13 protein-coding genes and 1 riboswitch are annotated in these 15,980 nt (G+C 66.2%); of the genes, 4 read left to right on the top strand and 9 right to left on the bottom strand.

The genetic code is table 11. The features are described 5' to 3' along the window. Window positions 1–26: 26 nt before the first annotated feature. The 4 genes from NLR35_RS31015 to NLR35_RS31000 all read right to left on the bottom strand — a co-directional run bounded on the left by NLR35_RS31015 (window position 27) and on the right by NLR35_RS31000 (window position 3,933). Window positions 27–1,733 carry a sulfatase-like hydrolase/transferase gene (locus NLR35_RS31015; RefSeq protein WP_257170345.1) on the bottom strand — a complete coding sequence of 569 codons (1,707 nt, stop codon included), beginning with the start codon at window positions 1,731–1,733 and terminating at the stop codon, window positions 27–29. Between the two features lie 169 nt (window positions 1,734–1,902). After that, entirely contained in the window at window positions 1,903–2,484 is a 582-nt protein-coding gene (locus tag NLR35_RS31010; RefSeq protein WP_257170344.1) for a DUF3592 domain-containing protein, read from the bottom strand. A gap of 283 nt (window positions 2,485–2,767) precedes the next feature. After that, window positions 2,768–3,076, bottom strand: coding sequence for a hypothetical protein (locus NLR35_RS31005; RefSeq protein ID WP_257170343.1), 309 nt, complete (start codon window positions 3,074–3,076; stop codon window positions 2,768–2,770). After that, window positions 3,076–3,933: an SDR family oxidoreductase gene (locus tag NLR35_RS31000; protein ID WP_257170342.1), complete on the bottom strand. Its 858-nt coding sequence runs from the start codon at window positions 3,931–3,933 to the stop codon at window positions 3,076–3,078. The genes NLR35_RS31005 and NLR35_RS31000 overlap by 1 nt, the downstream gene beginning before the upstream one ends. A gap of 522 nt (window positions 3,934–4,455) precedes the next feature. On the opposite strand from NLR35_RS31000, the gene NLR35_RS30995 reads away from it, so the two are divergent. From NLR35_RS30995 to NLR35_RS30980, 4 genes are all read left to right on the top strand, one after another. Next, entirely contained in the window at window positions 4,456–5,568 is a 1,113-nt protein-coding gene (locus NLR35_RS30995) for a DUF2336 domain-containing protein (protein ID WP_257170341.1), read from the top strand. Between the two features lie 470 nt (window positions 5,569–6,038). Beyond that, the gene (locus NLR35_RS30990) at window positions 6,039–8,027 is read left to right on the top strand and encodes a TonB-dependent receptor domain-containing protein (RefSeq protein ID WP_257170340.1); all 1,989 of its coding nucleotides are present in this window, start codon (window positions 6,039–6,041) and stop codon (window positions 8,025–8,027) included. 136 nt (window positions 8,028–8,163) lie between these two features. Next, window positions 8,164–8,381, top strand: a riboswitch (cobalamin riboswitch). A gap of 109 nt (window positions 8,382–8,490) precedes the next feature. Further along, complete coding sequence (locus NLR35_RS30985; RefSeq protein WP_257170339.1) at window positions 8,491–10,554, top strand: TonB-dependent receptor domain-containing protein; 2,064 nt, start codon at window positions 8,491–8,493, stop codon at window positions 10,552–10,554. A gap of 66 nt (window positions 10,555–10,620) precedes the next feature. After that, window positions 10,621–11,199 carry a hypothetical protein gene (locus NLR35_RS30980; RefSeq protein ID WP_257170338.1) on the top strand — a complete coding sequence of 193 codons (579 nt, stop codon included), beginning with the start codon at window positions 10,621–10,623 and terminating at the stop codon, window positions 11,197–11,199. Window positions 11,200–11,518: 319 nt separating this feature from the next. Here NLR35_RS30980 and ilvC read toward each other — a convergent pair whose 3' ends face one another. The 5 genes from ilvC to NLR35_RS30955 all read right to left on the bottom strand — a co-directional run bounded on the left by ilvC (window position 11,519) and on the right by NLR35_RS30955 (window position 15,908). Beyond that, window positions 11,519–12,538: a ketol-acid reductoisomerase gene (gene ilvC, locus NLR35_RS30975; RefSeq protein ID WP_012029143.1), complete on the bottom strand. Its 1,020-nt coding sequence runs from the start codon at window positions 12,536–12,538 to the stop codon at window positions 11,519–11,521. Window positions 12,539–12,687: 149 nt separating this feature from the next. Then, a complete protein-coding gene (locus tag NLR35_RS30970; protein ID WP_257170337.1) occupies window positions 12,688–13,290 on the bottom strand; it encodes a LysE family translocator in 603 nt (200 codons plus the stop codon). Window positions 13,291–13,552: 262 nt separating this feature from the next. Continuing rightward, window positions 13,553–14,242, bottom strand: coding sequence for a class I SAM-dependent methyltransferase (locus tag NLR35_RS30965; protein ID WP_257170336.1), 690 nt, complete (start codon window positions 14,240–14,242; stop codon window positions 13,553–13,555). Window positions 14,243–14,245: 3 nt separating this feature from the next. Then, window positions 14,246–14,788 carry an acetolactate synthase small subunit gene (gene ilvN, locus NLR35_RS30960; RefSeq protein WP_257170335.1) on the bottom strand — a complete coding sequence of 181 codons (543 nt, stop codon included), beginning with the start codon at window positions 14,786–14,788 and terminating at the stop codon, window positions 14,246–14,248. A 136-nt stretch (window positions 14,789–14,924) separates the two neighbouring features. Beyond that, the gene (locus NLR35_RS30955; RefSeq protein ID WP_257170334.1) at window positions 14,925–15,908 is read right to left on the bottom strand and encodes a threonine dehydratase; all 984 of its coding nucleotides are present in this window, start codon (window positions 15,906–15,908) and stop codon (window positions 14,925–14,927) included. Window positions 15,909–15,980 lie beyond the last annotated feature (72 nt).

The following is a 15,980-nucleotide window of genomic DNA, read 5'->3' as shown; positions in this document are numbered from 1 at the left end:
GCCCGGCCGACATCTGCGTCAGCCGGTCAGAGGCCGCGGATCAGCTCGGCGTCGATCAGCATGCGGTTGAAGCGGCGGGCCTCGGCGCCGTCGCCGCAGGCGTAGAACACGCCCTTGCAGCGGAGCATGATGTCCTTCTGCTCGGCGAAAGACGGATCGAGCGGAATGCCGGCGGCTTCCAAGGTGACCAGTGGCAGATAGGCGGCGTCGATCTTGTCCATCACGACGCTGCTCTGGCGCGGCTCGAAATTGACGGCGTCGATGGCGTAGTAAGTGGAATAATAGCGCGGGTCGTAGCTCTCGAGCTTCTCGCCGATGCCGGCCTCGTCCAGCTTGGGATCGAGAATGTGCGGCGAGAACTCCGGCTGGTGGTCGCCATAGCGCACGATCAGGAACGGCTGGTCGCCGAAGCGCTTCTTCAGGCTGGCCAGGAAGCGCTGATAGTCCGACGCACTCATCGCCTGGCGGCGCAGATATTCGTCGATCGCAGGCTTGTTGCCGGGCGCGCGCCAGGACGGCGTCAGATCGGGCCGGAACGTCGTCTCCCAGGGGAAATGGTTCGCGGCCAGGTAGACGAACATGAACAGCGGCTTGCTCGGCTTGCGCTGCTGCATCAGGTCGAGCGCGGCGTCGTAGAAGAAGCCGTCGGGCTCGACGCCCTTGGCGCCGAGGTCGCGCGCATCGAGGAAACGGTCGACGCCGACCGTGGTCTGGAAGCTGCGCGCGCTCATGAAGGCGCCGTGCGCGGGATACAGCGACACGGTGTCGTAGCCGCAATTGCGCAGCGCCAGCGGCAGTCCGCGCTCGACGCGGCCGGAGGCGATCCGCGTCACGAAATAGGCGAAGCGGCCGAACGAGCGCGACGACAGGCCGGCGAGCACGTTGTATTCGGTGAACCAGCTCGGGCCGCCATTGCTCTCCGCCATGAACTGGCGCGCCTTGCCGTCGAACGACTGGAAGTGGCTGCCATAGCCCTGGGGCACCTTGATGCCATCAGCCGAGCGGATGTCGAAGCTCGACTCGTCGTGGATCAGGACGATGTTGGGGCGCCGTCCGGCCGGATGGCAGGAATCCGGGACGATGGCCGCCAGCCTGCGGTCGGCGGTCGCATCGGACTCCATGAAGCCGTTGGCGAGGAAGTCCGACACCGCGGTGACGCCGGAGCGGGCGAATTTCGAGAGATAGCCGTCGTCGTAATAGCCGCGCCAGGCCTCGTCGCGCCAGTTCAGCGAATACAGCGTCAGCGCGGCGAGGCAGGCGAGCTTGCCGGCCAGCGCCGGCAGCCGCGCCACGCGGAACGGATCGGCCCACCACAACAGGCCCATCAGCGGCAGCACGACGGCCGCCGCCACCAGCACCGACAGCTTCAGGTTCGGGAAGATCGTGAACAGAAACGCCGCGCTGTCATGGTCGATCAGCATCACGTCGACGAAGTTCGCGGTCATCTGGACCACGGCGTGCTTGAGCTGCGACAGCAGCACCAGCACCACGACCATGGTCAGCGCCAGCGCGCCCGACACCGCCGGCCGCCGCAGCAGCACCAGCCAGAACCCGTTCAGGATGCCCCAGGCCAGCACGAAGCCGAGCCGCGAGCCGAAATCGGTCTCGGTGTGCAGCATCAGGGCCAGCGCGGCCACATGCGGCGCCGCCACCGCGGAGAGCCGCACCGCGGCTGAACGGGTGGCGCTGGCTGCGGTGAGCGTCGTGATCGGTTCGTTCGGCGTCAGTGACATCAGGCGGTCGACAGCAGGCGCCCTTCGCCGGCGCCTGCCGGCAGATCAAGGACATCAGATCCTGTCATGCGACCGTAATGAAATCGTCACAAATAACAACCGTCCGGATATGCCCGGAGTGCGGAAGCTTGTCTCGCGTCGCAGCGACAGCCGCGGCCGCGCGCCGTTGTCAGACGTTCATCATTCGCCGCCGCGACCGCATCGCACCCGGCATGGCCAGGGAGGACGTGCGGCCAGACGCCATCGCCAGCAGACGCAGCCGGATGCGGCGGACGAAGGGCCAGCCGAACCACAGCGCTCCGCAGAGCGGCAGCAAAGGAAGCAGCAGATTCGAGCTGCGATCCCGATCGACGATCGCAAACAACGATGCCTCGTCACCGCGATACAGCACCGCGACGGGGTCGCCGACGCGATAGCGCGGCGAGCCGCCGCCGAAATCCTCGAAGCGCAGCAGCGCCCCGGACGCCGCGGCGAACTCGATCACCGGATAATAGGTCGGCTCCCGATCGAGGCCTGCGGCGTCGACCCTGATCGCGATCACCTGGCCGGCGGCCCGCAGCCCGGTCAATTCCATATGGGCGATGTAGCAAGCCATGACGATGGTCGCGATGGCGAGAATGGCCGCGCTGATGCCGGCAACCCGTGTCGACATGCGCACGGCGGACCGGCGCGGCGCCTTCGCCGCGGCGGCCATGAACAGCAGCGCAATCTGGTCGTGAGCCAGCCCACCCAGGAAATGATGATCGAACATTCCAATGCCCCCGCCGAAAGCTGCATCGAAAAAACCAATCATGGGTAAAATACGACACGCAAATCCTGCACAACCGGGCGATCACGCCTGCAGCCAATCCGATAGGCGAGTCAATTCCGCAGCTTACACCTCGTCCGGCGCCGCATTCGAAGCTGCGCGCCGCTCACGACTTGCCGGCCGGTGTCGCCGGTTTCCCACACCCGACCCTGCGCGTGCATACGCTTGATTCGCCCGATCGCGACGGGCACCGATGCGGCAGCTCGTGCTGAACCGCGGCAAGCCGTCAGGATTCATCCGCGGCCGGGCATGGCGCGTCAGCCACGTCCGACATCGTCTCCGCCGCGTGATCGTCCGTCAGATGAAATTCCCGCCCCAGCCGGCGTTGCACACTCATCACGGCGCGGTCGACGTCGCTGATCAGGCTGTCGCCGAGGATGACGTGCGGGATCTCCCAGTTGCGGCCGCTGCGGACCTCGAGCGCGTGGACGGCGGGCACCCGCGCGGTCTCGCATCCCGGCTGCTGACGGATCGCGTCCTCGACCAGACGCGTGAGCTCGGCCTGGGTCTTGCCCGTCGTAGTCACCTCCGGCATCAGGGCTTGGTCGCCGGCAAAAGGCCGAGTCGCTTGGCGATGATGCGATCGACCATCCGTTTGGGAAGCGCGCGCCCGATCCACTGCCGCAACGGATCCGGCGCGATCTCGTCACGCACCTTCGGCGCCGGCGCCGTCAGCGCCGCGACGACCCGCTCGGCGATGGTCTCGGCCGGCAGTCCGGTCTTGGCCAGATGCAGCATGAAGCTGCGGATCTTCTGCAGGGCCGGGAAGAACGGCGAGGCCTGGTAGGGCGCGAGGTCGATCTCCTCCGCCTTGGCCCAGATCGGCGTCTTCACCGCGCCGGGCGCAACGATGATGACGTCGATGCCGAACAGCATCAGCTCGCGGCGCAGGCTTTCCGACAGCCCCTCGACCGCATGCTTGGAGGTGGAATATGGCGCCAGCAGCGGATTGCCGTTGCGGCCTGCCACCGAGCTGATCATCACGATCCGCCCCCGTTCTCCGCGCATCGCCGGGTCGGCCCCGAGCAGCGGCGCGAACGCCTGGGTCGCAATGACAGGGCCGACGACGTTGACCTCTATCTGATGGCGAAACTGCGCGATCGGCAGCTCCGTCAGCGGACCGGCGACGGCGATGCCCGCATTGTTGACGAGGCCCGCGAGCGCCTCGCCATCGAGCGCCGCCCTCACCTCCTGCGCCGCCGACTTGACGGCCGCCTCGTCGGTCACATCGAACAGCAGCGGCGTGAAGCTCGTGCCGAGCTCGCCGCGCAGCCGCTCGGCATCTTCAGACTTCCGAACGCTGCCGAAGACGCGGAAGCCGCGTGTGAGCAGGAGCTTGGAGCAGGCGTAGCCGATGCCCGTGGAGGCTCCGGTGATGACGACGGATTTCATGGCGACCTCAAAGATTTGCGCGGCGATTATCGCACGGGATGCGGCGACATGCTGGCGCTGTTTTCAACGACGGGCGCGGGCCCGCCTTCGCCGTCATTCGGGACCCCGGCGGGCATGCCGGCGCGCGCGAGCACGATCAAAACGGACCGCGCTAAGAATGTGATTTAAAATTCGATGCTTGGGGAGATGACAGCTGACGTGACATCGCCGGAGGCGGGCAAACCGGATGAAGGAAGGCGGATGACCTTATGAGATCATTAACCTTTCGATCTCTCACCAGAGCCGAGCGGCGTGATCGACTGAGCTGCCCGGCGGCACCAGCATGGGGCGCGGGTCGCACTCCGTATCGAGCGATACAGGCTTGGTGTTAATTTTCCGTATCCGTGTTTCTCCGGAGTACTACGTCCTCCCTCCCTAACACATTGTTATGGCCCGTCTCCAAAAATGGTGCCGCCGAGAGCTCTTGCGGACCAGACCCGTGTGGCCGCCGCTCCCGGACATCCGGACCAGACGAGCGCCAACGTGCATCAGCCAGAACAGCTTCCAGCATCAGAAAACTCGATCATCACCGAGCTCGAGGACGCGGTCCGCAGCGGCTCGTCCGAGAAGCGCGTCCACACCCTGCGCCAGGTCACCAACCTGTTCCTGCATGACGGCGAACGCCTGAGCGAGGAGCAGATCAAGGTGTTCGACAACGTGCTCTGCATGCTGGTCTCGCGGGTCGAGACCCGGGCCCGGGCCGAGCTGAGCAAACATCTCGCGCCGGTCGACTACGCCCCGGTGGACGTCATCCAGCAGCTCGCCCGCGACGACGAAATCTCGGTCGCCGAGAACGTGCTGATGCATTCGACCCGGCTGACCGAGCACACGCTGGTCGAGGTCGCCGCGACCAAGGGCCAGGATCACCTGATGGCGATCTCGAGCCGCCCGCATTTGACCGAGGCCGTCACCGACATCATCGTCGACCGCGGCGAACGCCGGGTCATCCGCAAGCTCGCCAACAACCAGACCGCGCGGTTCTCCGAGACCGGCTACTCCGGGATGATGGCGCATGCCGAGGACGACGACGAACTGACCGAGATCATCGGCCTGCGCGTCGACCTGCCCAACAAGCATTTGCGCGACCTCCTGCGCCGCGCCACCGAGTCCGTGCGCACCAAGCTGATGGCCTCGGCGCCGCCGGCGCTGCAGCAGGAGATCAAGAAGGTCATCAAGGCGATCGCGGACGTCGCGCGCAGCGACGGCGGCCTGATCGGCCGCGACTTCTCGCTGGCCGAAGAGGCCGTCAAGCGGATGAAGGGGCTGAACGAGCTGAACGACTCCGCCATCGGCTTCTTCGCCGAGACCCGCCGCTTCGGCGAGGTCGCCGCGGCCCTTGGCCTGCTCAACAACGTGCCGACCGAGATGATGGCCAAGGTTCTGGAGGGCCCGCGCACCGACATCGTGCTGATCCCCTGCCGCGCGGCGGGGCTGACCTGGTCCGTGGTGGCGAAGATCCTGACCCACCGCCCGATCAAGCACGCCATCGACAGCGACACCCTCAAGCTCGCCGAGCGCGACTACGGCCGGCTCTCGCTCGACACCGCCCAGCGCACGCTGCGGTTCTGGATGGTGCATAACAAGGTCGAGAAGTGAACAGGCCGGCGTCCTCCGAACAAGTGAGGACGTTGCGCACCACATCCAGCATGATCGTCGGGACATTGCGCGCGCCCGATTGACTCGGTCGCGACCGCAATCCTACAGTTCCCCGCGACGGTATCCTTTTATTGGGTCAAAGGCCTTGCGGTGTCAGACGTGTCTCGCAGGAGACATGATCAAGGACCGCAGATGTCCCCGCAAGTGTCGCAGTTGCGCATCATAGGCTTCTCGGACCCCCGCTCCCGGTCCGGCCTGATGGGCGATGACGCGCGAGCCCGAGCACCCGCCGTCAGCCGTGGTCACGCGCGAGGATATCGGTCCGGATGGTATTGGCATCGTTGTCCGGCTGGCCCGCAAGGACCTGCGTGAGACCCGTTTCGCGTTGACGTGCCGCTGACGTCATGCCGAGTTCATCGTCTCCCGTTGTCCGTCCCCGGCGCCGGCGCGCCGGCCTGTCGTCGTCCTCGGTGCTCACATTCGTTGTGCTGTTCGGCGTCTCGCCTGCGGCCGCGCAGCAATCCGCCTCCGCCAGTCTGCTGCCGCCGGTAGAGGTCGATCCGCCGCGCAAACCGACCGCCCGGAAGCCGACCGTCGCCGGCGGATCTCACGCTCGCAGCGCAGCCCCGTCGCAGGCGGCGGCGGTCCCGGCCGCCCTAAGCCCGCCGGGCATCGTCACTCCGACCGCCGAGGCCGGCACGTCGATCACGGTCGTGACTGAGAAGGATCTCGCCGCTCAGCAGGCCCGCAGCCTGCCGGACATCCTGAGCACCATTCCCGGATTGACCATCGTGCAGGCCGGCGGTCCCGGCGGACAGAGCACCGTCTCCACCCGCGGCACCGGCCCCAACCATACCAAGCTCGTCGTCGACGGCATCGATCTCGGCAACGTGACCAACAGCAATGGTGCGCCCGATATCGAGCATCTGCTCGCGGCCGACGTCCAGAGGATCGAGGTTCTGCGCGGGCCGCAAAGCGGCTTTGACGGCTCGGACGCGATCGGCGGCGTGATCGCGATCACCACCCGCAAGGGTGACGGGCGGCCGCGGGCCACCAGCTCGATCGAGACCGGCGCGTATCAGACCTTCAACCAGACCGCGGGACTGAGCGGCTCGGAGGATCGATTCAACTACGCGTTCAACATCGCGCATCTCCACGCCGGCAATGTGCCGGTGACGCCATGGCAATTGCTGCCGCCGGGACGGAAAGCGATCGGCAACGCCTATGACAACGTCACGGCGTCGACCAAGCTCGGCGTCGACATCAACGACGCCTGGACGCTGAATTCGGTAGTTCGCTACACGGAGGCGAGCCTGCTGTTCACCGGTGACAGCGGGACTCCGAGCTTTCCGAATGCGGCGCAGAGCCATCACACCGACCGGCAATTGGCGACCCGCGAGGAGGCCGTCTGGTCCCTTCTCGGCGGCCGTCTCCGGAACTATTTCGGCGTGAACTACGTCAACAACTGGTCTTACGATCTGGCGGCTGACAATCCGGCTGCAACGATTGCCACCGGCGAGCGCATCAAATACGATTGGCGCGCGGTGACCGAGCTCGCGACGCGCAATCATCTCGTCGTCGGCCTCGAACACCAAGCCGAGCGGCTGAAGACGACCGGCCTCCTGGCCGAAAACGGCAACAAGACCGGTGTCGTCGCGTTGGAGACGGAATTCGCCGAGCGCTGGTTCATGGTCGCAAGCCTGCGCGACGACCTCGACGACCGGTTCGGCAGCCACGGCACCTACCGGATCGCGCCGGCGGTGATCCTGCCGGTGACCGAGACCCGGCTGAAGGCGAGCTATGGCAGCGCCTTCAAGGTGCCGACCTTGAGCCAGCTGTATCAGGACTTTCCGGCGTTCAACTTCTTCGCCAATCCGAATCTGAAGCCGGAGACGAGCATAGGCTACGATGCCGGCTTCGAGCAGCCGCTGTTCGCGAACCGGGTGCGCTTCGGCGCGACCTACTTCCACAACAACATCACCAACCTGATCAGCTTCAACGCCAACGCCACCTCCTACGCCAATGTCGGCTTCGCCACCACCGAAGGCGCCGAGAGCTTCGTCGCGGCCGATCTGACCGACCGCATCAAGCTGAGCGCAAACTACACGTTCACCCGCGCGGTCGATGCAGCCACCGGCCAGCAGCTGCTGCGCCAGCCGAAGGAGAAGTGGAGCGCCACCGCGCTTTGGACGCCGCTCGATGCGCTGACATTGTCGGCGACGCTGCTGCGCATCGGCAGCTGGCTCGACGTCAGCCGGGACGGCTTGACCACCGGCCTCACCGCGCCAGGCTATACGCTGGTGAACCTGCGCGGCGACTATGCATTGTCCGATCAGGTCAAGCTGTTCGGTCGGATCGACAATCTGTTCAACCGCCACTACCAGAACCCGACCGGCTTCCTGGCGCCCGGTTTGGGCGTGTTCGGCGGCATCCGGGTGGCCACTTCCGGGGTGCAGTGACGATGCCATCAGGCTGGCCTGGAGATCGCGATCATGCGGGGGGCGCTCCCCCGCCGCACTTTGCTATTCGGAGCGGACGGTATGACCGGAGCCCTCCGCGCGATCATCGTCGCCATTGACTCGGGCAGATCCGCACACCTACTGTGATGGCGACGGTGCCCCCTAACCGGGGCTCAAAAGGGAATGCGGTGCCGGACACGTCGTGCAAGTGACGTGATCGAAGGCCGCAGCTGCCCCCGCAACTGTAAGCGGTGAATCTCGCGTCACAGGCCACTGGGAATCTCGGTCCCGGGAAGGCGACGTGGAGGTGATGACCCGCGAGCCAGGAGACCTGCCGTCAGCCGTGGTCACACGCGAGGATGCCGGTCGGGGAGTTATTGGCATCGTTTCACGCCGCACGATGTGCCGGCGCGGGACCTCGTTCGCGGTGACGTGCCACTGACGTCATTGCCGAGGGTTCCTCGTGTCTGCATCGTTGTTCCGTGCCCGGCGCCGCCGCGCCGTCGTGTCGTTCTGCGTCCTCACATCATTTGCGCTTCCTGGAGCTCTCCCGGCCGCCGCACAGCAATCCGCCTCGCCCAACCTGCTGCCGCCGGTCGAGGTCGACCCGCCGCGCAAGCCCGCGACTGCCAAGCCGGCGGTCCCGCGCGGATCTCAGACGCGCAGCGCTGCACATCCATCCTCGGCTGCCAACCCGACCCCAACAGATAGCAGCCTCGTCGCCGTCAGTCCGACCGGCGTCGCCACACCAGTCGGGAACGTCGCCAATGCGATCACAGTCGTGACCGAGAAGGACATCGCCACGCAGCAGGCCCGCACCGTGCCGGACATCCTGAGCACGGTCCCTGGCTTGAACGTCGTGCAGGCCGGCGGCCCGGGCGGCGTGACCAACGTCTTCATGCGCGGCACCAATGCCAACCACACCAAGCTGATCATCGACGGCATCGATGTCGGCGACGTCACCAACGGCAATGGCGCGTTCGATTTCGCCCATCTGCTGGCCGCCGACGTCCAGCAGCTCGAGGTGCTGCGCGGGCCGCAGAGCGGCCTCTATGGCTCGGACGCGATCGGCGGCGTGATTTCCGTGATCACCCGCAAAGGCGACGGTCCGGCGCGGGCGACCGCCGCGCTCGAGAGCGGCGCGTTCAAGACGTTCAACCAGAGCGCCGGCCTCAGCGGCTCCCAGGACAATCTCAACTACGCGGTCAATGTCGCGCATCTGCATGCCGGCGACGTGCCGGTGACGCCGTGGCAGCTGCTGCCGCCAGGGCAGAAGGCGATCGGCAACGCCTATGACAACGTGACCGCCTCGACCAAGCTCGGCGTCGACCTGAACGAGGCGTGGACGCTGAACTCCGTGGTCCGCTACACCGACGCGACGCTGCTGTTCACCGGCGACAGCGGCTTTCCCAGCTTCCCGGATGCCGCCCAGAGCCGTCACACCGTCCATCAGCTCGCGACGCGGGAGGAAGCGGTCTGGTCACTGCTCGGCGGCCGTATCAGGAACTATTTCGGCGTCAACTATGTGAACAACTGGTCGTCGGACCTGACGGCCGGCAATCCCGTCGCTTCGGTCGCCACCGGCGAGCGCATCAAATATGACTGGCATGCGGTGACCGAGCTCGCGCCGCATAACAACCTCGTCCTCGGCCTGGAGCAGCAGACGGAGCGGCTGAAGACGGCCGAGCTCTCGGCGGAGAATAGCAACAAGGCCGGCTTCATCGAGCTGCAGACCGAGTTTGCCAGGCGCTGGTTTGTGGTCGCCAGCCTGCGCAACGACGTCAACGATCAGTTCGGCGGCCATGGCACGTACCGCGTCGCGCCGGCGGTGATCCTGCCGGTGACCGAGACCAAGCTGAAGGCGAGCTATGGCACCGGCTTCAAGGCGCCGACCTTGAGTCAGCTGCACCAGGATTTTCCGGCGTTCAACTTCTTCGCCAATCCGAACCTGAAGCCGGAGGAGAGCACCGGCTGGGATGCCGGGTTCGAGCAGCCGCTGTTCGAGGGTCGCGTGCGCTTCGGCGCGACCTACTTCCACAACAGCATCACCAACCTGATCAACTTCAACACGACGTTCACCTCCTACGCCAATGTCGGCCTCGCCACCACCGAAGGTACCGAGAGCTTCGTGGCGGCCGATCTGACCGATCGGATCTCGCTGCGCGCGGACTACACCTTCACCCGCGCGATCGATGCGGCCACCGGCCAGCAGCTGCTGCGCCGTCCCAAGGAGAAGTGGAGCGCGACCGCAGTATGGAGGCCGCTCGATGCGCTGACGCTGTCGGCGACGCTGCTGCGGATCGGCAACTGGCTCGACGTCAGCCGCGACGGCATGACCACCGGCCTCGTCGCGCCGGGATACACCATCGTGAACCTGCGCGGCGACTACGCGCTGTCCGATCAGGTCAAGCTGTTCGGACGGATCGATAATCTGTTCAACCGGCATTACCAGAATCCGACCGGGTTCCTGGCGCCCGGCCTCGGCGTCTTTGCCGGCATCCGGGTGGCAACATCAGGCGTGCAATGACCCCACACCGGGCCGGCTGACGCCGCCCCAAAATCGGACTACAATTCCATCAACAGGAGATATTCCATGGCTCTCGACATTCCCGCCCACTCTCCTTCCGGGGTCCGCCTCGCGCCGGTTTCGCAAGGGCATGCCGCGGCGTTCTGCTTCGCGCTGCTGACCACGGCCTGCGCACTGGCGAGCTTCGTGTTCGCCTGCGCCACGCCGTTCGCGGCCTTCGCGGTGATCGCGGCTGCGATGCTGCCGCTGCGTGCGGCGCTGCCGGCCGTGCTCGGCGCTTGGCTGGTCAACCAGGGCATCGGCTTCGGCGCCCTGCACTACCCGGTCGATGCCACCACGCTGGCCTGGGGCGCGGTGATCGGCGCAGCCGCGCTGGTCGCCACCGTCGCGGCCCGCGGCGTTCTCCGGGCGCTGCGTACAAGCCCCGCATCGCTCGCCTTCGCCGCCGCCCTGCTCGCCGCCTACGCGGCCTATGAGCTGGTGCTGCTCGCCGCCACGCCGGCGCTCGGCGGCGCCGCGAGCTTCACGCTGCCGATCGTCGCCCGCCTCGGCCTGACCAGCGCCGCCTGGCTGGTCGGCCTCGTCGCCGCCTGTGAGATCGTCCGCATGGTCACGCCACGCGTATCACGCCGCGCGGTGTCCTGACGGAGTTAGCATCCGCGGTTTGAGCACACGCCGCCTCCCCACCCTCCGCTGTCGTCCCTGCGAACGCAGGGACCCATACCGCGTGACGTGAGTTGGCGGAAACGGTCTGGATCGTCGTCCTTCGCAAAACAAAAGCCGGGGGTTATGGGTCCCTGCGTTCGCAGGGACGACAGCTGTGAGCGTTGCGAGCAGCCGGGCCAACAACGCCTCTTCGCACCGCCTATGACGAAAAAGCCTCCGCCCAAGAAGGACGGAGGCTTTGATCGAGCTGATTGAGCGAGACCGCAAATCATGCAGTCTCGACCATCAATCACACCACTCAGTTCTTGCTCTTATCGACCAGCGCGCCCTTCTTGATCCAGGGCATCATGTCGCGCAGGCGGGCGCCGACTTCCTCGATCGGGTGCTGCGACAGGCGGGCGCGGGTGGCCTTGAACGAGGACTGGTTGACCTTGTTCTCCAGCATCCAGTCGCGGGCGAAGCGGCCGGACTGGATGTCGTCGAGCACGCGCTTCATCTCCGCCTTGGTCTCCGGCGTGATGATGCGCGGGCCGGTGACGTACTCGCCGTATTCGGCAGTGTTGGAGATCGAGTAGTTCATGTTGGCGATGCCGCCTTCATAGATCAGGTCGACGATCAGCTTCACCTCGTGGAGGCACTCGAAATAGGCCATCTCCGGGGCGTAGCCGGCCTCGGTCAGGGTCTCGTAGCCGGCCTTGATCAGCTCGACCAGGCCGCCGCACAGCACCGCCTGCTCGCCGAACAGGTCGGTCTCGCACTCTTCCTTGAAGGTGGTCTCGATGATGCCGGCGCGGCCGCCGCCGATCGCCGAGGCGTAGGACAGGCCGAGGTCATGAGCGTTCCCCGAGGAATCCTTGGCGATCGCGATCAGGCAGGGCACGCCGCCGCCGCGCTGGTACTCCGAGCGGACGGTGTGGCCGGGGCCCTTCGGCGCGATCATCAGCACGTCGAGGTCGGCGCGCGGGTCGAGCAGGTTGAAGTGCACGTTGAGGCCGTGCGCGAACACCAGCGCGGCGCCCTGCTTCATGTTGTCGTGCAGGTGCTCGCGGTAGATGTCGCCCTGCAGCTCGTCCGGGGTCAGCATCATCACGAGGTCGGCCCACTTGGCGGCCTCGGCGACTTCCATCACCTTGAAGCCGGCGCCTTCAGCCTTCTTGGCCGAGGCCGAGCCCTTGCGCAGCGCGATCGCGACGTCCTTGACGCCGGAATCCTTCAGGTTGAGCGCATGGGCATGGCCCTGGCTGCCGTAGCCGACGATGACGACCTTCTTGCCCTTGATCAGGTTCAGATCGGCGTCGCGATCGTAGTAGACACGCATTGTCGTTTCCTCTGTGAGATGCCGGAATTGGCTGAAAAGTCAGACGCTTGGGTGAGGCACGGGCGGCTGCGCCCGGACGAAATCCGGCCCGTGTCTAGAGCATTTTGGGCCCTGTTGGAAACCCCGATCTCGCATGGCGGCGCCCTCCCTCATGCGTCCATGAAGACGGGATAGAGCGAGGCCAGCAGCAGCACCGCCATCACGATGTTGAAGCCACGCACCGCGCGCTCGGAGCTGAGCAGCGGCCGCAGCGCGGTCCCGAACAGGGTCCAGGTGATGGTCGAGCCGATCGCCATGACGAAGCTGATCGCGACCTGCAGTGCAACATTGGCGGGAAAGCGCGCGATCGCGGCATAGGCGGTGATGGTGCTGATCACCATCACCCAGCCCTTGGCGTTCACCCACTGGAACAGCGCCGCGCCCCAGAACGACATCGGCCCGCGCAGCGTGGCCTCCTCCGGCCTGGTCGATCCTGAGAATGCAATCGCGACCGCCAGATAGATCAGATAGGCGGCGCCGAGATATTTCAGCACCTCCTGCAACACCGGATAGGTGATGAACACGGTGGCGAGGCCGACGCCGACGGCACCGACCATGAAGGCGAAGCCGAAGCTCACGCCCATCATGTGCGGCACGGTGCGGCGGAAGCCGTAGGTGACGCCGGACGACAGCAGCATGATGTTGTTCGGCCCGGGGGTGAACGACATCACGAAGGCAAAGGTGACGAAGGCGATGAGGAGCTGCTGGGACATCAGGACGCTCTCGTCACACGGGGAGCCTGCACCATCCCGTGGAAGTCTGCGAGGTGTGCGCGCCTATCGCGGCGCGGGCAGTGCAACCTCGCCCCGCTTGCGGGGAGAGGTCGGATTGCATCGCAAGATGCAATCCGGGTGAGGGGGTACAGGTCTATCCACGTACAATCCCCGTGCGGCTGCCCCTCACCCCAACCCTCTCCCCGTAAGAACGGGGAGAGGGAGCGCACCGTTACCGGCGCAATAGCGAAATCGTTCATTGCTAGCCCTGCCCCGCCGGCTTCTGCAGCACATACGTCGCGTGCATCGGGGCGTGGTAGTCGGCAGACATCGTCACGAAGCCGACTTCGCTCAGCATGCGCTCCATCACCCAGGCGAAGGTCGAGTTCTCGTCGCGCATGTGGGTGATGACGCTGTCGCGGGCGAGGTCGTGGTTCTTGATGTTGAAATCGGCCCACTGCTCGACCGAGCGCTCGGCCCCGTCGGGCATCGCGACATAGACGATGTCGCGCAGGAAGAACTGGGCGCCCGGCTTCAGCGCCGCGAAGATCCGGGCCAACGCCACCGCCTTCCAGAAATCCGGCAGGTGATGCAGCGTGAACTCGCTGGCGATCAGATCGTAGGTCGCAGGCGCATAGGCAAACGACAGCAGGCCGGCGGAATGCATCCGCACCGCGGTGCGGCGGTCGCGGGTGTAGATCTTGGTCAGCGCCAGCATCGCCGGCGAGATGTCGATGGCGTCGACGACCGCGCCCATCAGCGCCGCTTCCGTCGCCAGCACACCGTTGCCGCAGCCGATGTCGGCCACCCGCCAGCCCGGCTTGACGCCGAGCATCTTCAACGCGGCGCGCGCGCGCTCGTCGGCATCATCGCCCGAGCCGTAGATCGAGGCCACGGCATGATCGAGCCCGATCCGGTTGCGTTCGTTGTAGTACCAGTCGCGCGCCAGCATGGCTCACATCCCTTCCGGTCCCCGCCCGATCGCCGCAATGCCGGTCCTGGCGACTTCGACCAGGCCGAGCGGACGCATCAGATCGATAAACTGACTGATCTTGTCGGTGTTACCTGTGATCTCGAACACAAAACTCTCGGTGGTCGCGTCGATCACGCGGGCGCGGAACGCATCCGCCAGCCTGAGCGCCTCGACCCTGGGCTCGCCGATGCCGCGCACCTTGATCATCGCCAGCTCGCGCTCGATCGCGCGTTTCGTCAACGTCATGTCGACCACGCGGTAGACGGGGACCATGCGGTCGAGCTGGTGCTTGATCTGCTGGATCACCATCGGCGTGCCCGTGGTCACGATGGTGATGCGCGACAGATGCTTCTGGCTCTCGGTCTCGGAGACGGTGAGGCTCTCGATGTTGTAGCCGCGCCCCGAGAACAGGCCGATCACACGCGCGAGCACGCCGGGCTCGTTCTGCACGAGGACGGAGAGCGTGTGGGTCTCGTTCGGGTCGTGGCGGTCTTCGATGAAATAGGCTGACGCTGGCTGGTTCATTGGTATCCCCGTGTTAGCCAAGTCGTCATGGCCGGGCTTGTCCCGGCCATCCACGTCGAGCATCGCGGGCGCGGCTCGTGGATGCCCGGGTCAAGCCCGGGCATGACGGCGGTATGTGGAGTGAGCGGAGTGCCCATTACGACAACTCCGCCATTTCTTCGGTGGCCGCCGGCATCACCCAGCGCCTGAACAGGTCGAGATCGATGTTGCCGCCGGTCAGCACCAGGCCGACACGCTTGCCGGCCAGCCTGTGCTTCTCCTGCAAGGCGGCCGCGAGCGAGGCCGCGCCGGCACCTTCGGCGAGATTGTGGGTGTCGGTCCAGAGGATACGCACGGCGTCGGCGATCTCCGCGTCGCTGACCTGCACGATGCGTGACGCGCCTTTCAGGATGATCGCGAGCGCATCGGCGTCCGGGCTGCGGGTCGCGAGGCCGTCAGCGTTGGTATCGGCGCTGTTGGTCGTCACGACGGTGCGCGCCGCGAACGACAGCGCATAGGACGGCGCTCCCGTCGACTGCACGCCGACGATTTCCGTCTTCAGCCCGAGCAGGTCGCGCGCCAGGATGCAGCCGCAGATGCCGGAGCCCTGCCCGATCGAGACATAGAGCACGTCGAGATCACCGGCAGAGCGCAGCAGCTCCAGCGCGTAGGTGGCAACGCCGCGCACGAGATCGCGATGGAACGACGGCACCATGTGCAGGCCCTCGCGCGCGGCGTGGCGGCCGGCCTCCTCGCGCGATTCCTGGAAGTCGCTGCCATGCTCGATCAGCTCGGCGCCGAATGCCGCCATCGCGCGGTTCTTCTCGACCGAGTTGCCCCTGGGCACGTAGATCGTCACCGGCAGGCCATTGCGACGGCCGGCGAAGGCGACGCTCTGGCCATGATTGCCGCGCGTCGCGGTGATCAGGCCGCGGACATCCGGATGGGCGCGCTTCAGCGCGTCGACATAGACCAGCCCGCCGCGCACCTTGAAAGCGCCGGCCGGCGTGTGGTTCTCGTGCTTGACGACGACGTGGGTGCCCAGCCGCTGCGCCAGCAACGGCCACGCATGCGCCGGCGTCGCCGGCACGGCGGCACCGACGATGGCGTGGGCAGCTTCGAGCTCAGCGAGTGTGAACATGGAATTGCTCATTTGTCGGAAGCGGACAGCTCCGGGCGCCGCTGCGCTCCCTCTCCCCGTTCTTACGGGGAG

The sequence above is a fragment of the Bradyrhizobium sp. SRS-191 genome, from assembly GCF_024586915.1.
Taxonomy (GTDB): domain Bacteria; phylum Pseudomonadota; class Alphaproteobacteria; order Rhizobiales; family Xanthobacteraceae; genus Bradyrhizobium.
This window is presented reverse-complemented; position numbering and strand designations above follow the sequence as displayed.

What these genes read in the sequence shown, in the direction of transcription:
- NLR35_RS31015 (WP_257170345.1), bottom strand. Translation starts at nt 1,733, where the DNA reads ATGTCACTGACGCCGAACGAACCGATCACGACGCTCACCGCAGCCAGC.
- NLR35_RS30970 (WP_257170337.1), bottom strand. Translation starts at nt 13,290, where the DNA reads ATGTCCCAGCAGCTCCTCATCGCCTTCGTCACCTTTGCCTTCGTGATG.
- NLR35_RS30980 (WP_257170338.1), top strand. Translation starts at nt 10,621, where the DNA reads ATGGCTCTCGACATTCCCGCCCACTCTCCTTCCGGGGTCCGCCTCGCG.
- NLR35_RS30965 (WP_257170336.1), bottom strand. Translation starts at nt 14,242, where the DNA reads ATGCTGGCGCGCGACTGGTACTACAACGAACGCAACCGGATCGGGCTC.
- ilvN (WP_257170335.1), bottom strand. Translation starts at nt 14,788, where the DNA reads ATGAACCAGCCAGCGTCAGCCTATTTCATCGAAGACCGCCACGACCCG.
- NLR35_RS31000 (WP_257170342.1), bottom strand. Translation starts at nt 3,933, where the DNA reads ATGAAATCCGTCGTCATCACCGGAGCCTCCACGGGCATCGGCTACGCC.
- ilvC (WP_012029143.1), bottom strand. Translation starts at nt 12,538, where the DNA reads ATGCGTGTCTACTACGATCGCGACGCCGATCTGAACCTGATCAAGGGC.
- NLR35_RS31005 (WP_257170343.1), bottom strand. Translation starts at nt 3,076, where the DNA reads ATGCCGGAGGTGACTACGACGGGCAAGACCCAGGCCGAGCTCACGCGT.
- NLR35_RS30955 (WP_257170334.1), bottom strand. Translation starts at nt 15,908, where the DNA reads ATGTTCACACTCGCTGAGCTCGAAGCTGCCCACGCCATCGTCGGTGCC.
- NLR35_RS31010 (WP_257170344.1), bottom strand. Translation starts at nt 2,484, where the DNA reads ATGTTCGATCATCATTTCCTGGGTGGGCTGGCTCACGACCAGATTGCG.